This window comes from Geomicrobium sp. JCM 19037, from assembly GCF_000698105.1.
Classification (GTDB): domain Bacteria; phylum Bacillota; class Bacilli; order Bacillales; family Marinococcaceae; genus Geomicrobium_A.
The window spans coordinates 1-21874 of sequence record NZ_BAWZ01000026.1 but is presented as its reverse complement, the minus strand read 5'-3'; the positions used below and the strand labels follow the sequence as shown (position 1 = coordinate 21874).

The window sequence follows — 21874 nt, the reverse complement described above, 5'->3', positions numbered from 1 at the left end:
GTCTCTCCTAACGTAAATGTTTAGCAAAATTTCCCGGCTTTGCAATAATCTTCTTCGTGCGTTCATTCACTTCTTCCAGGCAGATTAATGAAATGTAGTCTTGTACCACTCGCTCATCGGTCGTTGCTTCTACAAGAACAGCTGTACCGACAAGTTCTGCTTTAACCTCTTTAAGAAGCTCTGCCATTCCTTGAGCGGTTCCGCCGCCTTTCATGAAATCATCAACAATGAGGACCTTTGCCCCTTCTTGGATGCTTCTGCGACCGAGAGACATCGTTTGAATTCTTTTCGATGAGCCTGACACATAGTTAATACTAACGAGCGAGCCTTCCGTGACCCGGTGATCCTTACGGACGATGCTGACAGGCACATCAAGATGATTTCCAATGGCATACGCAAGGGGTATCCCTTTCGTTGCTACTGTCATAACGGCATCGACTTGCGTTTCCCGATACAGTCCTGCAAATAAACGTCCAATATCATTCATTAATCGTGGACGCCCGAGGATGTCCATCAAATACAAATAACCGCCAGGCAAAAGCCGTTCTGGATCCTGAAGTTTCTGGCATAGAGACTGAACGAGTTCTTCGGCCTCTTTTGCAGGTACTGCAGGTTCATAACGAACCCCTCCGCTCGCCCCAGGCACCGTAATTAAGTACCCCGTCTTTTCGCTCTCAAATATACTCTTCACAATCGTTAAATCTTCACTAATTGAAGACTTTGCAGACTGATACCTTTCAGAGAAATAAGTAAGAGGGATGAGTTGATTCGGATGTTGCAACAAAAAATGTGTCATATCAACTAGACGACCGCTTCTTTTTAATTTTTTCATCAGAACCTCCGAAAACACGAATATTAAAGATTATTTTACCATTATTATACGTATTTTCTCAAGTTACTCACGTGATTAGCCGCACAGCATACACTTGGTCACAAAAACCACGCAATGCATTGTACACGCGATGGACTTTCCCTTCACTGTTAACGAGCCCAAATACGGTCGGCCCACTCCCGCTCATTAGCGCCGCATCCGCTCCTGACTCAAGCATCCGTTCTTTAATCTGCCCGACTTCAGGATAAAGTTTCATCGTCACTTGTTCGAGATCATTGTGAAGGTGCGTACAGATCTGGCGATAATCTTCGTCACGAATGGCTTGTTCAATTGCTCGGCTACCTGTGTTCGCAGGATCTGGGTTCGTTACCCGGACTCGGCCGTACACATCTGCCGTCGAAACACCGATTGGAGGTTTTGCGAGAACGACCCAACAAGCAGGAGGCGCAGGCAAATGCTCAATCTTCTCGCCCCTCCCTGTCGCCCTGGCAGTGCCACCATGAACACAAAACGCAATATCCGAGCCGATTTCCGAGCCAAGTTCTGCCAGACGCTCTTTGGAAAGCTTCAATCCCCACATCTGATTCAGCCGCGTAACACCGCTGCCGCATCACTACTTCCCCCTGCCAGTCCAGCCGCTACAGGAATATTCTTTTGTATATAAATCGTTACACCTGCTGAAATACGATACCTTTCCCTCAAAAGACTTGCCGCTTGATACGCGAGGTTACGACGATCTGCAGGAATATAGCCTGCATGCGTCTGAATGACAATTTGCTGATCTCTCCGGCTCGTAAGGTCGATCCGATCGGCAAGGTCAACTTCTGTCATAATCATTTCTACTTCATGAAATCCATCTTCGCGTTTGGCAAGCACATCTAAAGAAAGGTTGATTTTCGCCGGTGCCTTTAACGAACATTTCAACGTCATTCTCCTTCTTTCACAAGATGGTCTTGGTTTTCCTTTATTCTAGTCGAAAATAAAGGGCATGTACAGGACAGGGGTTAAATCCAAAATAACCAGCACACACTAGGGTGAAAGGAGGTCAAAGGATGACAGATTTTGAAGATGCTTATGAACGTTACAAAAACGAAGCACGAACGATCGAACCGGACATTGGTTCGGATCAAGAGCAGATCGTTGCCGTGCGAAAGAATGAGGACGGCAACCTGATTGCCTTTAAGACAAACAGAGGAAGGGAACTAGATTACCCATCGGCACTCCAAGAGGCAAAAGCCGGCACTCTCGCCCACGTTGATGTATTCCAACGGTACGGCAGAGACATCTTGCGAAGTGAGCCTGACGGCGATAAGAGCAACAACTTGGATTCATTGGACACCTTTTAGGATTTAGTAGAAGTACACCGTACCCGCTTCTAACAGAACGACTAATTTCCAGCATTGTGCGCTCTATATCCGTTGTACTAAAGAAATTCACTAGTTCTTGATATTGTAATCGCATCAAACCTCCGTTCCCTTCGCTCGTCGTAAGAGAATCTACGACCCTTTTTGTCACAAAGACTAACGAACGTCGCATGAGTCATGCCGACGTTCGTTTGGTTTATCTTCGGCACCTCTGGTGCCGATGGTTGCTAGCTCTTGAGTTGTGTAATTAAGAGCGGGGTTGCACACGTGACTTTGTAATCTGTTACCGAGTTTGCTCATTCTGTTACCTAGTTTATGAGAATATACCGCTTTTCCTGCAATTTTTCCCAACTTGAGAACAGTTCGGTCGCAACTCGAGCACAGTTTCCACTTTACCCAGCTTACCATCGTTTCGGGTGTGATCTAGATCACCAATCCCCTATAAATTCCCAAAAATGAGTGACCGTTGCCCCTGTAGCTGCTGAAAACCGCAAAAAACGATCTAGATCATCATGAAAATGATCTAGATCGCCCAGTATTTGGTAAAATCCATCGTTTTAACGTGCTCTAGACCATTTAGAGGGCGATCTAGATCGCCAATCTCCTAATTACTTCCAGAAAACGAGTACAAATCATCACTTTCGGTACCTTAAACAGTGAAGAACGATCTAGATAGTGTGAACTTCACATTTTATAATTTGCGCTGTTGATTCTTGCTTCCATCATAGGCGGAAGCTTTTCTCCAGATCATAAGGGCAGTACAGGTTCACTTTTCTCTTCTAGCAAAGTCTACGAAACGGAACTTGTCAGGGCGATGCCGTGACTCCGTATATTGAAACACACTCGAGTCTTCCAAATAAACGAGGCTGCGAATGACGACGACGTTCGGTGCACCGTTTAGGCTGAGCAGCCGGTGGTCTTCGGCTGTAGGCAGCTCAACGACGATTTCCTTATGTGCAAAAGCAATGGTGAGACCTAGCTCATTTTCAATATACTCGTAAATGGATTGTTCGCAAACTTCTAGGCTGAGCTTCGGAACAACGTTCTCAATGAAACAATCTCGGTCCACAATCACAACTTCTCCATCAATTTCCCTCGTTCGAACGACTTGCCATACCGGCGTATCCGGGGGGGATGTCCATTTTCTTGTGCATGTCGTTATCTTGAGGTAACGATTCAATTCGATCGACGTTCGTTACCGCTCGTATGGACATGTTTTCAGTCAATTCCTTAAAGCTCGTAATTCCTGAAACCGGAAGATCAAACGGCTGTGAATCTAATACGATCGACCCTTTGCCTCTAACCTTCTGTATGAGCCCATAATGAACGAGCAAGTTTAGTGCTTTTCGAACCGTTTCCCGAGATGTTGTGAACTGATCGGTCAGCTCATTCTCAGACGGAAGCAGAGTACCTGGTTCATATACGTTTTGGCGTATCTCTTGCGCTAGTTCTTGGTACACGCTTATATATTTTCTCTCCACACCTTCTCGCTCCTTCAACTATGCAAAAAAAGCTATTGCACCGTAACCAGGTAATACAAACTTCTGGTCATCAATGCTCTGAATAGGCAGATGAGAAATGAGCACTTCGTGTATCTGTAAAGAAACTTCTACCGCTTCACTAGAAAAGTTACATACGACAACGAGCCGTTTATCATCCAACACTCGTTCATAAGCAAACAGTGCAGGGTGAAGATGATCGAGGAATCGAACGCTCCCTGATTGGATGACCGGATGTTTCTTTCTCAGTTGAATAAGCTGTTTGAAATGATAGTATACAGACGAAGGATCATTGATGGCATTCTCTGCATTGATCGTCTCCCAGTTGTCTGCAAGGCCGATCCACGGCGTACCGTTTGTAAATCCGGCATGAGGCTTTTCGCCACTCCATTGCATTGGCGTTCTTCCGTTATCTCGAGACTTGCTAGCGAGGATCGACAGAACCTCTTTTTCAGGCACGCCTTGTTCTATGAGCAGATCATACGCATTGAGCGACTCGACGTCTCGATATTCCTCAATGGTTTTAAATATCGGACTTGTCATGCCTAGCTCTTCGCCTTGATATATATACGGTGTCCCATTTAGAAGGTGGATGGCTGTTGCTAACATTTTTGCCGCTTCAGGGGAGCCATCACCAAATCTTGAACCCGCACGCGGTTGGTCATGATTGCTCCAAAATACCGCATTCCAACCACCGCCGGAATCCATTCCCTCTTGCCACTTCGTAAAAATCTCTTTTAATTGCTCGAAATTAATCGGTGCTTCGGTCCATTTTTCACCGTTGGGATAATCGACTTTAAGGTGGTGAAAATGAAAGATCATGTCCAACTCTTGACGGTCAGGACGCGTGTAAAGAACCCCTTGTTCAAGTGTTGTGGAAGACATTTCTCCTACCGTCATCATACCATAAGGCAAAAATGCACGAGTGCTCATTTCATGGATGTACTCATGAATTCTCGGACCGTCGGTGTAAAAACGGCGACCATCCCCAACATGATCATCCTCAAAAGTTTCGCCTTTCGATAGCAAGTTAACAACGTCCAAACGAAATCCATCGATACCTTTTTTGCCCCAAAACTCGATCATCCGATAGATTTCTTCTCGTAGCTTTGGGTTATCCCAGTTCAAATCTGCTTGGGTTTTATCAAATAGATGCAAATAGTATTGTCCAGTCGCTTCATGCCATTCCCACGCAGAACCACCGAATTTAGATTCCCAGTTGTTCGGTTCGTCACGCCATATATAGTAATCTCGGTATGGATTATCTTTTGATTTCTGCGCTTCTTGGAACCATTCGTGCTCGGTTGAGGTGTGATTAACGACCAAATCCATAATCAGTTTCATACCACGTGCATGAGTCTCGTTGAGTAACTTATCAAAGTCTTGCATCGTGCCGTACAATGGATCAATTTCGTAGTAATTTGCAATATCATAACCGTTATCGTGTTGTGGTGATTTATAAACTGGGGTCAGCCAAACAACATCAACACCGAGATCTTTTAGATAGTCTAGACGCTTTGTTACTCCATTTAAATCCCCAGTTCCACTGCCAGTCGTATCATTGAAGCTCCGCGGATAAATCTGATAAACGACCGCTTCTTTCCACCAATTCGCGTTCATCCTAACCCTACTTTCTATTCTTCAAACCCTTTTCGTTTTGCTAATAAATACGTAATCGTAAAAGGAACGACGATAACGATTGCCATTCCGATGAAGAAAGCGATCCAACCTGAGCTCGTAATCGATAAGAACCCTGGGACTCCACCGACCCCAACAGAGTTTGCGACAACATTTTGTGATGTAATCCAAGCTGCTGCAATTGCTGAGCCGATTACGGCCGCTACAAACGGATAGCGAAAACGCAAGTTCACTCCAAACATCGCTGGCTCTGTAATTCCAAGGTATGCAGACAAACCTGATGTTCCTGCTAATCCCTTTAGCTTTTCATCTTTGGTCGCAAGCATAACCGCAAGTGCTGCCGACCCTTGCGCAATGTTCGATAGTGCGAGAATTGGCCAAAGGAATGTAAAGCCTAACGTTCCAATAAGTTGAAGGTCTACTGCTAGGAATGTATGGTGCATCCCCGTAATAACAAGTGGTGCATACACCGCACCATATACGAGACCACCGACAATTTCAAGCTGGTCAAATACAGTGACCAATCCATCGGTTAGTAAGTTCCCTAATGTGAACGTTACTGGACCGATAAATAAAAATGTGAGAAAACCAGTGACTAGCAGTGCAATCGGTGCAACGACGAGCAGTTGTAGCGAATCAAGCACACGTTTACGTAAAAAGATTTCAATCTTTGCTAAAATCCAAGAAGCAAAGAGTACTGGTAACACTTGGCCTTGATATCCAATTTGCTCAATTTCTAGACCGAATATCGTCCATGTAGGCACGTCCCCCGCCGCTTGAGCCTCTCCGTACGCCCACGCATTTAATAGATCCGGATGAACGAGAATTAGTCCAAGAACTATGCCCAGAAGTTCACTGCCCCCGAAACGTTTGACGGCAGACCAACCTATGAGTGCGGGTAAGAACGTAAATGCGGTGTTGGCAATGAGATGAACAATGTCTGCAAAATCAGCCCATTGTGGAAACATTTCCACGACCGATTGCTCTCCAAAGATACCTGGATTGGCGAGGATATTGTTTAGCCCCATTAAAAGACCTGCCGTGACGATGGCCGGTAAGATCGGAATAAAAATATCAGCAAGAACACGAACGCCTCTTTGAATAACGTTTTGTTTTTTTCCACTCGCTTGTTTCACTTCATCTTTAGATGCTTCCTCAATATTCGTGTCAGAAACGATGGCTTTATAAACTTTATCTACCGTTCCTTGCCCAATAATGACTTGATATTGACCATTTGTAAGAAACTGCCCTTGTACGACATCCATCTCATCTAGTGCATCTCTGTTTACATGAGCGTCATCTTTTAAGGCAAATCGAAGACGAGTCACGCAGTGCGTGGCGGCGATGATGTTCTCCTCTCCGCCTACCGCTTCAACAATTCGTTTTGCTTCTTCGGTATAGTCACCTTTTGTCTTTTTCTTCTTTTCAGATTTATTTTGTTTCACATGTACAGTAAGTAGTTCGGTTTTTCCTTTTGTCGCTTGTTGTTCTTCAGAGTTCCATTCGATTGCGTCTACCGCATCGCTGTTTGTAACTACGATCGGAGTGATCGCACTCGCGGCTTTTGTTCGCAATAACTCAAGACTAAATGTAAGTAAACGATCGCCGGCACGAACAGAATCGCCTGCTTTTACATGAACCTCAAAACCTTCTCCATCCATCTGGACGGAATCGATACCGACATGTATGAGAATTTCCAACCCTTCGGTTGTCCGTAATCCAACCGCGTGCTTCGTTGGGAATACTTGCACAATTTCACCATCGACAGGTGCAACGACTTCTCCTTCATTCGGTTCAATTGCAATTCCATCGCCCATCATCTTTTCTGCAAATGTCGGGTCTGGCACATCCTCCAACCGGAGAATACGACCTGAAAGTGGTGCGATTAACTTTTGTACGCTCATGTTTCAACCTCCTTTTTAACTTGTATATACAAGTTAGAGTTGCTCAACTATAACGTGGATATGTTTACTTTGCAAGGGCTTTCACAAGTATTTTTGAAATGTCACTCATCAGATTCATCGTGACGTAAAAAACCCAGTGAAATCATCATTGATTTCACTGGCGTGTACGGTTTATTTCTGCTGCCTTGAAGCGAGTTGTTCTTCTGCCATTTCAACAGCTCGTTTTACCATGTTTCCAGCATCTCTCGCCTTGATTCCGCCCCAACCTTCTTGTTGGACGGTATCATAAAATCCCAATTCTTTTGCGATTTCTTCTTTGAGTGCATAAGACATGATACTACGATGACGGCTCAACGGAACCATCTCCTTTTCAATAATCCCGTACACACATAGCATCGGCAAAAAAGACAAAAATATAGCTGCTCATTTCTGTAAGAATGGCAGCTTAAGTAAAAATATTATGCTTGTAATTCTTCGTCTTCACAAACCGTTAGTTGCACGGTTTCTGTCAGGACGTCTGTATAACTGTAAGATACACGGTCAACTTTGTGTTTGTCGCGATCTAATTTCACGATAAAAACTGAGGGGTACGTTCCTTCTAACATGCCTGAGCGTTCGACGATCTTGCGGCGTCCGCCGTTCGCTTTCAGTGTGATACGCTTACCGACGTTCTCTTCAAGCGACTGCTTAATTTCCACTAACGTTTTACCCATTATGTCACCCCACCTCACTAGTAATAATTTTACCACAATTTTTATGAAACGTCAAACCGATACAAAATATTAAATTTTAACAGTGAAAAGCCCTGCATGTCAACTGTTTAATTTGTCGAACGGTAAGATTCCTCTTATTTTGCCGAAATTTCCTCGTATTATTCAAAAATCATTGAGAAAATAGCAAAAACCTGCCGTTTCATGCACAAAGCAATGATCTATGACAGGTTTTTTGGATTATATATTTTCTTGTTCTTTCAAGGGAATGCCTCTTCTTAATACCCCTTTTGTGTCGATGCCACCGAGCCCATCTTCACCCGTAATCGTGTTGCGAAGTACTTCATTTAAGTGTACGCGATTTAAAAAAGGTGTCATGCTCACTCTTGAAGCAATATAGACAGGATCAAGCGCATGAATATTCACCCGTGATGGTGAACTCGCAAAATTCGCTCCTGCGCGGATGAGCCCTTCGAAATACGACTGACACGCACCTGCAAAAATGATGAGATCATCGAGATTAGGGACAGCCTTTCGTGCTTCACGTACCGTTTGTAAAAACGCTTTGGAGTGACGATAAGCTTTCAGATCATTCGAATCTCCCCTCGTTCTCGTATAGGCATCATGCCCCGTGATCACGAGGATATCCGGCTGTACCATCTCAAGTAGTGACGCCACTTGTTGCGGCATATCCGTCTCCCTCATATGCGCACCGTATACCGGAATGCCGAGACGGTCGTACATCGTCGTGCATTTTTGCAAATACGAAGCGTCGCCATCCATATGCAGAACACGACCCTCATCTCAAAATATTGGGGATTCGGGGTCGCATATGCCGATGACAATTCATATTCATTTTTCTCACGCATCAATCGATTATCTTGTCGGAATAGCCGATAACATTGCTCTTCTTTTTTCTTCTCTTCTTCCTCAAATTCCGAACGCTCATCATCGTCAACCTTTTTCAAATCCGCCAGCGGGGCATCGGCTACGAGCCTTAACTCCTCACCTTTTAGTTCAATATTATCCTTGTCATCAACCGCCGTCACACGAAACAAAACATCTTCACCATAGGAGATTCGCGTAACAAGATCACCAACTTGTAAACTCATCGTGACTCCTCCTCCATACGGTACACTATGCATTTGCCATGAAAGAGGTGAAACGAATGGTTAAGAATTTAGAGCATCTGCCAAATTACCAAATTCCTGAATGCTTAACGTCTCAGCTCGTCGTGCTCCATCAATCTCTGCGCGTCCCAAAGCTTCGGTTACCCGCTCTTTGTCTCCAAGCCAATGATTCAGGTTATTTCGGAGCGTCTTTCTGCGCTGAGCAAACGATGCGCGTATGCACTTGAAAAAGAAAGCTTCATCGTTTACTTGCACAGCTTTTTTTTTGCGAATGCGAAACGTAATGATCGAAGAATCGACATTCGGTCTTGGCATAAAAGCTTGCGGTGGCACCGCTGATATGACTTCTGTCTCCGCATAATATTGCGCGGCGATCGACAACGATCCGTAAGCTTTCGTCGATGGCTTCGCAGCGAGACGGTCGCCTACTTCTTTTTGAATGAGGACCGTTAATGTTTCAATCGGCAATCTTTCCTCAAGAAAGCGCATAAGAATGGGCGTTGTAACATAATACGGTAAATTGCCTGCCGCATACACATGGTCTACATCCGAAAAATCCTTTTTAAACACTTGCGTAAGATCTGCCTTCAAAAAATCTTCATGCCTGATGTCCACATTGTCATACGAAGACAGTGTATCGTCTAAAACAGGTAAAAGGCGCTGATCAATTTCATAAGCGATAACCTTCTTCGCACGCTTTGCTAACTGCTCGGTTAACGCTCCGATGCCAGGCCCCACTTCAATGACCCCATCTCTTTCTGTTAAACCTGTATGATCAACCATTTTGCTGAGTAACTGAGCATCAACCATAAAGTTCTGTCCGAGACTTTTTTTCGCTTTTAAGTTGTAGCGTTCCACAATTTCCTTCGTTCTTGTAGGGGTTGCAATTTCTTTCATCGTAAACCTACCTTTTCTAAAGCAGCCAAAAATTCCTCACGTTCAATTTGAAAAACATCTAGCCGCTTTACAAATTGCTTTCCATTTGCATAACCAATATTTAATTCCGATCCAACTTTCTCTCTTCGAGACCTGGCATCCTCACCTGCTAATAAGCCGGCTCCTCGAATATCAGCCATCGTTACTGGATCATACGCAGGCATTTCACCAATGGTCTGAACATTCCTCAACGCTTCTCGTATCGTTTCTGGAGACGCATGTTCTACCCCGACGCTATTTTTATTTGCAGATAGCGCATCGGCTTTCTTAATGAATGCATGTTTGCAACCAGGTACCGCTTCGGTCACGATTCGCCGAATTCGCTCTCCGGGATAATCGGGATCGGTAAGGACGATGATGCCTCGACGTATCATAGCAAGTTTAATTCGCTCGATCACTTGCGGTGGCACAGCTGAGCCACTGTTTCAATCGTATCTGCCTCGACCGCTCGCTTGATTGCAACCGTGTCATCCCTGCCTTCTACAACGATGCACTCTTTAATTTTCATCGGTAAGCCCAAAAAGTCGTTTCGCATTAGCTGTCGTAATCTCAGCGATCTCCTCTACGGTAACGCCTTTTAGTTCAGCAATTTTTTCCGCGACGAGTGCCACATGAGCTGGCTCATTTCGTTTTCCCCGGTAAGGGTGGGGAGCGAGAAACGGGCAATCAGTCTCAATAAGCAAACGATCCAGCGGCACCATCTTCGCTACATCTTTCGGTAGTTGCGCATTTTTAAACGTAACCGGTCCCCCAAAAGAAATATGCATGCCCGCATCTAAACAACGCTTTGCTGTCTCTTCGTCTCCGCTAAAGCAATGCATGATTCCCCCTGCCGGGCCGACCCCTTCTTGTTCAAGAATCGTCGCAATATCTGCTTGGGCTTCTCGACCATGAATAACAAGAGGAAGTCCGACTCGCTTATGAAGCTGGATCTGTTTTATAAACGCTTCCTTCTGAACCGCTGCCGGAGATTTGTCCCAATGATAGTCAAGCCCCGTTTCACCGATGGCTATGACCTTTGGGTGCTCCGTTAACGATTCGATCCATGCAAGATCTTCATCGGTGAAGTCGACACTATCGACTGGATGCCAGCCAATCGTCGCATACAAAAACTCATATTCATCTACGAGCGCCATCGCTCGGGTAATGGTTTCACGATCGAACCCGACGACATTCATCCACTTCACACCGGCTTCTCGTGCACGGGTAAGCACGTCTTCAAGATCATCATCAAACTGATGCACGTTTACGTGCACGTGTGTATCAAACAATTCAACCATCGTTAACTCCTTTTTAAAAAGCCGGGCATGCCCGGCTTTCCATCAATTAAGATATGAGTGTTCCATTCGGAAGATCGCCATCAATTGTGACCAATTTTAATGTGTCTTCCGCTTTTCCAGCAAGAATCATCCCTTGAGACTGCTCACCACGCAGCTTTACAGGGGTAAGATTCGTTACACAAATGATCTTTTTCCCTTCAAGTTCATCCGCTGTGTAATCTTTAGCTATACCTGAAACGACTTGACGCGTCTCATCACCAAGATCCAATTGCAACTTTAACAACCGGTCTGCTTTTTTCACCGGCTCTACTTTTGTGACTTGTGCAACCCGTAGCTCGACCGCTTTAAAGTCATCAATCGTAATAAGGTTCGCGCCCTCTTCCTCTTCAGCTTCCGCTTCGTCGGTTTTTGGCGCTGCCATTAGCCGCTAATATGGTCCACTTCTTTTTCAATCTCAAGACGTGGAAAAATCGGCGTCCCTTTCTTCACGACTTGTGTGCCTTTAGGTAATGAACCAAACTGTTTGAGCGATGCCCAAGTGCCAAGATCTTCTTGGTCACTAAATCCAAGTTGTTGTGCAATTGCCGTTGGTGCTTCTGTAAAGAACGGCTTGAGCAAAACAGAAATGATTCGTAGCGATTCAGCCAAATGGTACATCACAGCGCGAAGCTCTTCACTTCCTTCTTCTTTAGCGAGCATCCACGGTTGTGTTTCATCAATGTACTTGTTCGTACGACTGATAAACTGCCAAATGGCGGTGAGAGCAACTGAGAATTCCATCGTTTCGATATGCGCTTCCACTTTTTCGATCGTTGCGTCAGCCACATCAAGTAACGAAGCATCATAACCGGTGCCATCTTTTAGATACTCTGGAATTTCACCATCAAGGTATTTATTAATCATCGCAACCGTTCGATTTAATAAGTTGCCAAGGTCGTTGGCTAAATCATAGTTAATCCGCTCAACGAAAGCTTCTGGCGTGAATACACCGTCTGAACCGAATGGCACTTCTCGCAAGAGGTAATAACGTACCGCATCAAGCCCGTAACGTTCGATAAGCGCATCGGGATACACGACGTTGCCTTTGGACTTCGACATCTTTTCATTTTTCATGAGTAAATGACCGTGACTGAAAACTTTCTTCGGCAATGGCACGTCTAACGCCATTAACATGATTGGCCAATAAATGGTATGGAAACGAACGATTTCCTTCCCGACAATATGCACATCTGCTGGCCAAAACTTGTGATAAGCTTCGTCTTTGTCCGTCCCATAACCAAGCGCTGTAATGTAGTTAAGTAATGCGTCAATCCAGACGTACACGACGTGTTCAGGGTCGCTTTTAATCGGTACTCCCCACGAAAATGCTGTCCGAGAGATGGCAAGGTCTTCAAGACCTGGTTTAATAAAGTTGTTGATCATTTCATTTTTACGAGCCTCAGGCTGAATAAAGTCTGGATTGTCTTCGTAATATTGAAGCAGACGCTCTGCGTAATTGCTCATTTTGAAAAAGTACGATTTCTCACGAACAAGTTCTACCGGATGCCGCTATCGGGACTTTTACCTCCGATTATTTTGCCATTTTCATCTTTTACCGGATCTTCCAGCTGCAATTCTGTGTAGTACGTCTCATCAGGCACAGAGTACCAGCCTTCATATTCGCTCAAATAGATGTCACCTTGATCTTTTAGCTGCTCCACAACTTGTTGAACGGAGTGTTTATGACGGTTTTCGGTCGTACGAATGAAATCATCGTAAGAAATGTCCAGGTTGTCCCAAAGCTGACGTATGCCTGCGACAATTTCATCCACGAAATCAATCGGTGTAACCCCTTCTTCTTTCGCTTTTCTTTCAATCTTTTGCCCGTGTTCGTCAGTGCCCGTCAAAAACATCACATCATAGCCTTGTAGACGTTTGTAACGTGCAAGCGTGTCAGCGGCTACAGTCGTATACGCATGACCGATATGAAGCTTTCCACTCGGATAATAAATCGGTGTCGTCACATAGTACGTTGGTTTATTACTCATTGTATTTGCCCCCATCTATTCATCAAATCTAAAAACTCCCGTCCCTATGTGAAGGGACGAGAGTTGGACTCACGTGGTACCACCCTGCTTTCTTCTCGTGATAGAGAAGCTCAACAGCGCTAATCAGTTACAATTAGCTACACACCTGCTAACGGTCGGTCAACCGTGCATTCCTCACGCGTTACGCTTAAAATGCAAAACCTCGCGGACCATCTTCAACAATACGTTTGTGACCGGTTCCCAGCAACCCGGCTCTCTGAACACTCGTTATTGTTTACTCATCCATTCATCGGTATGTTTATTCGTTGAAAAACCACAAACTTAATTGATAATTATACATCAGTGATTCCCTAAAGTCAACAGACATATACCATATCAAACACTCGTGCTGTCTCAGAAAATGCAGAAACACTTGAGATATAGCCATTTTATCGCATTTGAATTTTAAGATTATTATATTGACTTGATTTTACTATACTGGTATGATTGCACACATAGAGATAAAAAGTGTCAAATTGTGACACAAATATACATTTGCGCTCGCAAGGAGGAGATTCTAAGCAATGAAATCAACTGGCATCGTTCGCAAGGTTGACGAGCTTGGCCGCGTGGTAATTCCAATCGAGTTACGACGTACATTAGATATTGCAGAGAAAGATGCGTTAGAAATTTATGTGGATCACGACCGCATTATTCTAAAGAAATATAAGCCGAATATGACTTGTCAAGTCACAGGCGAAGTCTCTGACGAAAATATCTCAATTGCCGACGGCAAGATTATACTTAGCCGGACGGGGCACGCGAAGTAATTGGTTCGCTTCAAGAGTACTTGGACAATTCAAAGTCAACGGCTCTATAAATATCATAATTCGAGCTACCCAAATCGATGGGTAGCTCTTTTTTATTGGCTCAATAGGCATGGTGTGGTTTTTGCTTTTTTGAGACACTTTCCATCTCAGAACTTCTCATAGAACAGCCTATACGCCGGTTAGCTAAGTCCGTGATAGTCGTTATACACTTCTTTTTTGCGGATGTTGCGATCAAGTGCACACTGTTTCATCGCTGCATTTTTTTGCATTCCTTTTTCTTCATAGGCTTGCACATGCAAACGAATCGAAAGCCCTTCCCACCAGTCGGTTGTTTCTGCCTGTTCCGATTCATCTGCACCGGCAACGACAAAGCAAATCTCACCTCGCCATTCATCACGACCTAGATCTTTCACCTTACCTCTAGCAAACTCTTCATAACGCTTCGTGAGCTCTCGACCGATGACCGCTTCTCTTTCTCCCCAAACTTCTGCCATCGTTTCAAGCGTCGCATTCATTCGGTGAGGAGACTCATAAAAGATAATCGGTACTTTTAAGTGGCGTAAATGTTCAAGTTGTTCTCGAATCTCTTTCTTTTTCCGAGGCAAAAATCCATGAAAATAAAAAGCGCCGCCCCCGAGGCCCGATCCAATGAAAGCTGTAAGCGCTGCGTTAGCTCCAGGAAGAGGAGTAATAACAATTCCTGCTTCAATACACTGTGCAACCAATTCCGCCCCTGGATCAGATACAAGCGGTGTTCCAGCATCACTAACAATGGCCACATCTTTACCGGCTTGCAACTGCTCGATTAACCCGCGAATACGAGCATGTTCATTATGCTCGTGTAAACTAATCGTCTGTGTAGGAATGTCGAAATGTGTGAGCAATTTTCTTGTCTGTCTCGTATCTTCTGCACAAATGAGATCGACTTCAGACAACACACGTACACCTCTGTACGTCATATCTTCTAAATTACCGATCGGTGTAGGAACGAGGTATAATGTGCCCCGGTGCATAAACACCCCTCCTTCTTTCTAATATGTACGCCCTTTTCTCGCGCTTCGTTAATTGTTTTAATCGCCATTCCTCTTGTAATGCTTCTCTCTTCGTATCAAACGCTTCCTGGTGAATTAACGTAAATGGACCTCGTCCACGTGTATACTTTGCCCTTTTCCTTCGATATGCATCTTCAGTCTCGCCCATACATCACGTGCGTATCCTGTATAGTACGAACCATCCTTGCACTCCAGCATATACACAAAATGGCTTCTTCGTTTCACTTTGCACTGTATGCGTTCATAGGCAAACGATTCCCCCTCGTATGCCCGAGTAAAAGACGTCGTATGCTCGCCATTTTCGTACACAAAAACAGGCGGTAATGTCGTTACCCCGTGCTTACCACCTTTGACCGCTTCCAAAAGGACAATGTTTGCCTGGGCCTCTTGTTTAGGATGAATATACTGTAGTCTTTTCGGCTCTAAACCTGCCGTTGCACACGCTTGAAAAAGCTCATGAATGCGTTCTGGTCGAAACACAAATGCTGCTTTGCCTTTATGTTTAAGAGCATAAGCTGCCGCTTGTGCCACATCATAAATCGTACACGCTTCCTCGTGTCTAGCAATCGTAAAAGGCTTGGCATCATTTTTGAGCGAGTCCTGGTAATATGGAGGGTTGCACGTAACGACGTCGAATGTTCCATGTGGCATTTCGTCTTTGATCGTTTTTAAGTCAAACACACGCACATCAATTTGTTCCGTTAGCCCGTTCATTTGCACACTGCGTTTTGCCATGTCGGCCACATCCGCTTGAATTTCCACCGCTGTAATCGGTACCTCACTTCGCATCGTGAGTACGAGTGGCACAACGCCATTTCCTGAACATAAATCGAGCATGCGTCCTCGTGTTCGCTTTACCGAAACAAAACGCGCTAATAATACGGAGTCGATACTAAACGCAAGGCGTTCCTTACTCTGAATAATTTTAAGGCGATTTCTGTAAATATAATCGATTCTCTCTCTCGATAATAACTCCATAGCTTGACTCCTCAAAAGAAAAACCCGGCACATGTCGTGTCGGGTCGTCTACATAGAGATTTTTACTTCGCTTGGAAGAATGAAAGACAAAACAAGCAATCTCCATCCGTTCGTAAGCTGCCATAATGCAAATTACAAATATGAAAACCTTCATGATACAAACGGGCAAGGTTATCATAGCCTTCTCCGGGCGGGACGGTTTCCCCTTGTCCATCATCTGCGGGCGGTCGCTGCTCGTCTTGGGAGGGCTGTTTAATTCCTTCATGTTCAAGCCGCTCTCGCAGCAGTCGGTTTTCCGTAACCAACCCTTGATTCTCTTCAATCAGTGAAGCAAGCTGCTCCTTTAATTCCCGCAATTCTTCATGGAAGGCAAGGAGTTGCTTCTCCATATGGATAACTTGTGAAAACATTTCTTTCTTCGCCACGTTCGTCTCCCACCCTCTTGTGGCAGCTTAGCCGGTTAGTGATCCTTGTTCAATCAATTCTTCTAAGGAATATTCCAAGGTGCGTTCTTCATCAAATAATTCGACTTGGACGATGCGCTCAAGCATATTCAAACCCGTGACTTTGCCCTTACCGTCAACGGTATGAATTCTTTCGCCTACATCTGGAAGCTCTTTCTTCGCCTGTTCATATTCGTCATTCTCGTATTTCAAACAACACATGAGTCGGCCGCACAATCCAGATATCTTTGCAGGATTGAGCGAGAGATTCTGATCTTTTGCCATTTTAATGGAGACAGGCTCAAAATCACCAAGAAATGTTGAACAGCATAGAACCAATCCACACGGTCCAACGCCCCCAAGCATCTTCGCCTCATCTCTAACTCCGATTTGACGTAACTCAATCCGCGTTCGAAAAACCGAGGCAAGGTCCTTCACGAGTTCGCGGAAGTCAATTCTGCCGTCCGCTGTAAAATAGAACAGCACTTTATTACGGTCAAATGTATATTCTACACTGACGAGCTTCATATCTAACTCGTGTTCATTAATCTTATCTGAACATACGTCATGTGCATTTTTTGCTAGTGTATCGTTCTCGATCACCCTGGCCGTATCTTCATCCGTTGCGATTCGCAGCACTTTCTTGAGGGGAAGTACAACATCGTCATCATCTACTTCTTTTACCCCGAGGACAACAACCCCATATTCCACACCTCGTGCGGTCTCAACGATCACAGATTGGCCAACGTGAATGTCAAATTCTGCAGGTGAGAAATAATAAATCTTCCCTGCTTTCTTAAATCGAATCCCAATCACTTGGTGCAATTATGATCCCTCCTGAATACGAAGCAAGAGACGTTCCATAATCAGCTGCGGATTTACGTTTGCAGACAAGTATTTCTTCGCTTCCATAACCGCTTTCATATTGGAAGCAAGCATGGTTTCTGAACGATGCAAGCTCTCTACACGTAAACGCTCGGCCTGATCCGGATACGCTAAGTCTTCTCTCTCCCACTTCATGTAAAGTACATCACGGTACCAAAATAGGAAAAGGTCTAGTCCCGTATCAATGTGATTCCTATCTTTAAAATGACTGTGCCATTTTTCTTGTAAGATTAACCTTGCTTGCTGAGGTCGCTGAAGAACCTCTTCCGCCAATTGTATCACTACCTGACGCCCGTGTACAATCCACGCGGTTCGCTCTTCTTCAGGAAGATCAACAGGCTTGTCTCCAATCCGTGCTCGAAGAGCGGCAAGCACCGGTTTCTCCCCAGCAGCCTCTAGGTTTTTTTGTCGTTCAACATCAGATAACGGTGAAAAAGATAGAATTTGAGATCTTGAAACAATCGTCGGCAGTAAAAAATGTAGATTTCGTGTCATAAGAATTGCTAACGTCTCCCCCTCAGGTTCTTCCAAAAAGGTGAGTAAGCTGTTAGCAGCACTCGCAGTCATTAAGTCAGCGTCCTCAATGACATATACTTTGCGAGGAGATTCCATCCCTTTATAGGCGAATTCTTTTTGCAATAGCTCTACTTGATTCTTTTTTATGGAAAGGCCATCCGGCTGGATTGTTGTTAAATCTGGATGACTTCCGTTTTCCGCTCTTTTGCAATCATGGCAAACTCCGCAAGGCTTCGTTTCTGTTGACCTGCATAAAAATGCACGACAAAGGAGCGAAGCCGCTTCTCGATGCTCCAAACGGTCTTCGCCCTCAAAAACATATGCGTGAGGAAGCCGCTCTCGTACAACTGCTTGCTGCAATAGCTTTGCAACAACAGGCTGGCGGCTCCGCAATCGATCCCAAGTCATCGGTCGACGCCCCTTCCAAACTTAAAATTGTTCAAATTGGTCGACGTCCAAAACGAAGACAGTAGCTCCGCCAACCTGTACTTCGACAGGGTAAGTACATAAGAGTCAGCGTTTCCACCCATCGGAGAGACAGGCGCAACCAGTTGTTCCCGACTTTCACAGTTCTCTTTAATGATATCCAAAACATCGGCAACAAGATCGTCTTCAACCCCAATGAGAAACGTCGTGTTTCCCGCTTTTAAAAAACCGCCGGTTGAAGCTAGCTTCGTTGCTCGGTAATCATTCTCTACAAGAGCTGTTGATAAGCGGTTGCTGTCTTTATCTTGAACAACGGATACAATTAATTTCACGCTGTTTTCCTCCCTTTACAATGCACTCATGCGCATCTCTTGTCCTTATCATACTGGATTGACCTATACACGGTCTAGTGCAGATTGAATGACAGAATAAGTTTCTTCAACGACTGCCCCAATAGGGGCATCTGCCTTTATCATACGATACCGTTCTTCATTTTGTGACGCAAGTTGATGGTAAGTTCTTCTCACAGTCTCATGAAACAGAGCTCCCTCTTCATCGAGGTGATTGCTCTCTCTTTTATTTCCTTTGATTCGGTCCAGTCCAATTTGAATAGGTAAGTCAAATAACAACGTGACGTCTGGCATGTGCTCCTCCACCGCAAACTCATTAATATGACGGACTGCCTCTACACCAATCCCCCTGCCGCTCCTTGGTAGGCTAGACTGCTGTCCACAAAACGTCACAGAGGACCACGGCTCCCTCAGTTAATGCTGGAATAATCTTCTCTACAAGATGTTGCCTTCTTGCCGCTGCAAATAAAAGTGCTTCGGTTTTTGGATCGATATCAAGTGACGGATCATCCAAAAGTGAATGCCGAATACTTTCTGCAAGCTTCACACCTCCAGGCTCTCTCGTTGTCACAACGCGATAACCATTCGTTTCAAGGCGCTCGGCTACAGCTTTCAATACCGTTGATTTCCCTGCCCCTTCTCCACCTTCAAATGTGATAAACAACCCTTTTTTATTCATATGTAACCTCTTCTTTCACCACGAGTAATTCATCGTTCTGCAACTGATTCCCACCTTGAACACGACCACCACTTTTACACCACTCCAGTAAAAACACTAGCCTGCTCTCATCAATACGCTCCCCGACAATCCATAAAGGAATTCCCGGTGGATAGGGAACAACTTCTTCTGCAATCGTTCTTCCTACTGCTTGGTCTAGATGGATATATTCTGTCGCGGTTTCACCGATACTTTCAAACGAAATCATACTCGTTTCTGGATAATCAGGGGTAAACCGCTGTTTCTTTTTAGGTAGCGTCTGTTCATCGTACAATTCCCCCAAAACATGAAGCAGTTCATGTTCATAGGATTCACTCATCTGTATCGGGAGGATCAAGAGTACAAATTGTTCGTTACTAAGTTCAGGATAAACCCCTTGTCTATGAAACTCTTTTTCCCAGTTTGACCCCGTATAGCCCTCTGGAACATACATAAGCAATTTAAGAGGGTCCTCCGTAGACACAGATGCACCTGGGATCTTAGTGTGTACTTTCGAGTGAAAGCGGCTAAGCGCTCGTGCAGGTTTACGCTGTTTCATCGTACGTGCATAAGCACGTGCTGCGTCTAATGAAGCCATGATAATGTATGATGGACTACTCGTTTGCAGTCGTTTTAGCCATCCATTTATCTTCCATTCATCTTTTAGACTGCGCAAATGTAGATACGCACCCATCGTTAACGCAGGCAACGTTTTGTGTGCAGATTGCACAACAGCGTCTGCCCCCAATTCAAGTGCTGAACGTGGAAACGTTGAATCAATATGTAGATGTGCCCCGTGAGCTTCATCAACGAGCACAGACAGGCCATACGATTTTGCGAGGTTCACAACAGCCTCTAACTCGCCGACAGAGCCATAATAGCTAGGAGACGTCATGACTAGTGCACGAGCGTTAGGATAAGCCTTGTAAGCCGATGCCAACGTCGCTCGGCCAATCCCCCGGCTTAAATCGGTTTGTTCATCAAGATCAGACCGCAAAAACACAGCTTGTACACCCGCCAGTTCCAAACCATGAACAATGGATTGGTGAGAATCGCGCTGCACAAACACCGTATCACCACGATTACAAAACGCCAACAGCATCGCAAGGTTCCCGACGGTAGAACCGCCAACAAGAAAGCGCGTCCGCGCAATTCCATATTGCTCTGCTGCCAGCTGTTCTGCTTCATAAATGCACTCACTTGGGGCATGTAAATCATCAAAACCAGGCAGTTCAGTTACGTCTAGTTTCATCACTTGCTCAAAAAAACGTCCATAGTCACCTTCTGCCAATTCGCCATTTTTATGACCAGGCACGTGAAGTGATACCGGTTGATCATGAGCATGCTCAATAAGTTTTTGGAGTATTGGAGTGTTCATCATCGTCAATCCTTTTGTTATACAATCATTGTTTCATTATAACAAAGAATGGGTACAGCCTCACTTAATGAGCCAACAATACATTCATTTTACTCTTTCTCAGTTGCTGAACATACCAATCATATTCCAAATGCTCAACATCCAGCGTTACTATCGCACGTTCACAATCCTTACAAAGCCACATAGATAAAAGATGAAAGCCGTCTTTTCCATGACTTTCACAAACCCCACACCGATGCTCCATCGTATTCATCCTCATCTCTCCCTTAAATTCTGGTATCGGTTTTAGTGTTTCCAATTTTAATAGATCTATACCGGGATCGTTTGAGGACATTTACTGGGAATTCATTCATTTTGGAGATTTCACGTTCTCTTTAAGCATATGGGCAAATGACCCTGAATGTGCCTGTTTGTGATAATTATTTTATTTTGGGGGATTCGGTTGTTCACTTAGACGAGGGAGCGTGCTCACATAATTTTGACCACTGGAGTTTTATACACCGAAGACGGTTTCTGAAAGGACTACTCAGTCCACAGTGTAGACAGTTATTTTCGAAGACTTATACATGAATAACCTACTTGCATGCAGTATTCAGGGAATTTGCTCGTTAAAAACACCGCTCAAGCTTTTACGCGTGAGTGCCTGTAGGCTATGGGCTGATTTTCACCAACGAAACGGGGCACAGAAGATATATCAGCCCATAGGAGGGGGTATGGGGCTGATTTCGCACCTCGCCCGGCCTCGGTGCGTGGGCAATGTGGGGATTTTGACGATCTACCCCCACGATTCAAAGCCAAATCCCATTGTAAGCGTGCTCATGGGGGATTTCCCTTTCTTATGTGGGGATTTGGGCACAGATCAGCGCGTGCTCCTCAATATCCCCACATAGACGCTTTTACGAGGGGATTTACGTTGGATTTCCTAATTCTCGCTGCTGGTGCTTTGATTTTGACCATCTTTTTAAGGGCCGAAGAGCCGGTCGAAGGAATCGATCGGCGCTGGAGATTGCTAGAAAACGG

General features: G+C 44.8%; 14 protein-coding genes, 9 pseudogenes and 1 other annotated feature. Of the genes and pseudogenes, 2 read left to right on the top strand and 21 right to left on the bottom strand.

Annotated elements, in window-relative coordinates; all coding sequences use genetic code 11:
• Positions 1-7: 7 nt before the first annotated feature.
• Together purR and ispE are read right to left on the bottom strand one after the other, a co-directional pair.
• Positions 8-832, bottom strand: a complete 825-nt coding sequence (gene purR / locus JCM19037_RS14540) for a pur operon repressor (RefSeq protein ID WP_042402372.1) — start codon at positions 830-832, stop codon at positions 8-10.
• A gap of 67 nt (positions 833-899) precedes the next feature.
• Positions 900-1762, bottom strand: a pseudogene (ispE, locus tag JCM19037_RS14535) (4-(cytidine 5'-diphospho)-2-C-methyl-D-erythritol kinase).
• A 122-nt stretch (positions 1763-1884) separates the two neighbouring features.
• Between ispE and JCM19037_RS14530 the strand changes: the two are divergent.
• The gene (locus JCM19037_RS14530; RefSeq protein ID WP_042402371.1) at positions 1885-2178 is read left to right on the top strand and encodes a DUF3892 domain-containing protein; all 294 of its coding nucleotides are present in this window, start codon (positions 1885-1887) and stop codon (positions 2176-2178) included.
• A 784-nt stretch (positions 2179-2962) separates the two neighbouring features.
• Here JCM19037_RS14530 and treR read toward each other — a convergent pair.
• From treR to metG, 10 genes and pseudogenes are all read right to left on the bottom strand, one after another.
• Positions 2963-3677 (bottom strand): annotated as a pseudogene (gene treR, locus JCM19037_RS14525) (trehalose operon repressor).
• Positions 3678-3695: 18 nt separating this feature from the next.
• The gene (locus JCM19037_RS14520; RefSeq protein ID WP_042402368.1) at positions 3696-5315 is read right to left on the bottom strand and encodes an alpha,alpha-phosphotrehalase; all 1620 of its coding nucleotides are present in this window, start codon (positions 5313-5315) and stop codon (positions 3696-3698) included.
• A 14-nt stretch (positions 5316-5329) separates the two neighbouring features.
• Complete coding sequence (gene treP, locus JCM19037_RS14515; protein WP_081829329.1) at positions 5330-7237, bottom strand: PTS system trehalose-specific EIIBC component; 1908 nt, start codon at positions 7235-7237, stop codon at positions 5330-5332.
• A gap of 171 nt (positions 7238-7408) precedes the next feature.
• On the bottom strand, positions 7409-7591 hold the full coding sequence (locus JCM19037_RS14510) for a small, acid-soluble spore protein, alpha/beta type (protein WP_042402447.1): 183 nt from the start codon (positions 7589-7591) through the stop codon (positions 7409-7411).
• Between the two features lie 104 nt (positions 7592-7695).
• Positions 7696-7950, bottom strand: a complete 255-nt coding sequence (gene veg / locus JCM19037_RS14505) for a biofilm formation stimulator Veg (protein ID WP_042402365.1) — start codon at positions 7948-7950, stop codon at positions 7696-7698.
• A 237-nt stretch (positions 7951-8187) separates the two neighbouring features.
• Positions 8188-9059: pseudogene (yabG, locus tag JCM19037_RS14500) on the bottom strand (sporulation peptidase YabG).
• A 60-nt stretch (positions 9060-9119) separates the two neighbouring features.
• Entirely contained in the window at positions 9120-9974 is an 855-nt protein-coding gene (gene rsmA / locus JCM19037_RS14495; protein ID WP_042402362.1) for a 16S rRNA (adenine(1518)-N(6)/adenine(1519)-N(6))-dimethyltransferase RsmA, read from the bottom strand.
• Positions 9971-10521 (bottom strand): annotated as a pseudogene (gene rnmV / locus JCM19037_RS14490) (ribonuclease M5). The gene rsmA and the pseudogene rnmV overlap by 4 nt, the downstream one beginning before the upstream one ends.
• Positions 10511-11293, bottom strand: a complete 783-nt coding sequence (locus tag JCM19037_RS14485) for a TatD family hydrolase (RefSeq protein WP_042402359.1) — start codon at positions 11291-11293, stop codon at positions 10511-10513. The pseudogene rnmV and the gene JCM19037_RS14485 overlap by 11 nt, the downstream one beginning before the upstream one ends.
• Positions 11294-11339: 46 nt before the next feature.
• Positions 11340-13335 (bottom strand): annotated as a pseudogene (gene metG, locus JCM19037_RS14480) (methionine--tRNA ligase).
• A 34-nt stretch (positions 13336-13369) separates the two neighbouring features.
• Positions 13370-13619, bottom strand: a binding site (T-box leader).
• A 264-nt stretch (positions 13620-13883) separates the two neighbouring features.
• Between metG and JCM19037_RS14475 the strand changes: the two are divergent.
• Positions 13884-14179 (top strand): annotated as a pseudogene (locus tag JCM19037_RS14475) (AbrB/MazE/SpoVT family DNA-binding domain-containing protein).
• Between the two features lie 129 nt (positions 14180-14308).
• Here the strand turns inward: JCM19037_RS14475 and rsmI are convergent.
• From rsmI to JCM19037_RS30170, 9 genes and pseudogenes are all read right to left on the bottom strand, one after another.
• Positions 14309-15142, bottom strand: a complete 834-nt coding sequence (gene rsmI, locus JCM19037_RS14470) for a 16S rRNA (cytidine(1402)-2'-O)-methyltransferase (protein ID WP_042402354.1) — start codon at positions 15140-15142, stop codon at positions 14309-14311.
• Positions 15099-16159, bottom strand: a pseudogene (locus JCM19037_RS30180) (GIY-YIG nuclease family protein). The gene rsmI and the pseudogene JCM19037_RS30180 overlap by 44 nt, the downstream one beginning before the upstream one ends.
• A 62-nt stretch (positions 16160-16221) precedes the next feature.
• Positions 16222-16584: a DNA replication initiation control protein YabA gene (yabA, locus tag JCM19037_RS14460; RefSeq protein ID WP_042402351.1), complete on the bottom strand. Its 363-nt coding sequence runs from the start codon at positions 16582-16584 to the stop codon at positions 16222-16224.
• A 27-nt stretch (positions 16585-16611) separates the two neighbouring features.
• Entirely contained in the window at positions 16612-17427 is an 816-nt protein-coding gene (locus JCM19037_RS14455) for a stage 0 sporulation family protein (RefSeq protein ID WP_042402348.1), read from the bottom strand.
• Entirely contained in the window at positions 17428-18411 is a 984-nt protein-coding gene (locus JCM19037_RS14450) for a DNA polymerase III subunit delta' C-terminal domain-containing protein (protein ID WP_042402346.1), read from the bottom strand.
• A 21-nt stretch (positions 18412-18432) separates the two neighbouring features.
• Positions 18433-18761, bottom strand: a pseudogene (locus JCM19037_RS14445) (cyclic-di-AMP receptor).
• Positions 18762-18824: 63 nt separating this feature from the next.
• Positions 18825-19458, bottom strand: a pseudogene (gene tmk / locus JCM19037_RS30175) (dTMP kinase).
• A complete protein-coding gene (locus tag JCM19037_RS14435) occupies positions 19451-20857 on the bottom strand; it encodes an aminotransferase class I/II-fold pyridoxal phosphate-dependent enzyme (RefSeq protein ID WP_081829328.1) in 1407 nt (468 codons plus the stop codon). The pseudogene tmk and the gene JCM19037_RS14435 overlap by 8 nt, the downstream one beginning before the upstream one ends.
• A 61-nt stretch (positions 20858-20918) precedes the next feature.
• Positions 20919-21098 carry a sigma factor G inhibitor Gin gene (locus JCM19037_RS30170; protein ID WP_373900994.1) on the bottom strand — a complete coding sequence of 60 codons (180 nt, stop codon included), beginning with the start codon at positions 21096-21098 and terminating at the stop codon, positions 20919-20921.
• Between the last annotated feature and the right edge of the window lie 776 nt (positions 21099-21874).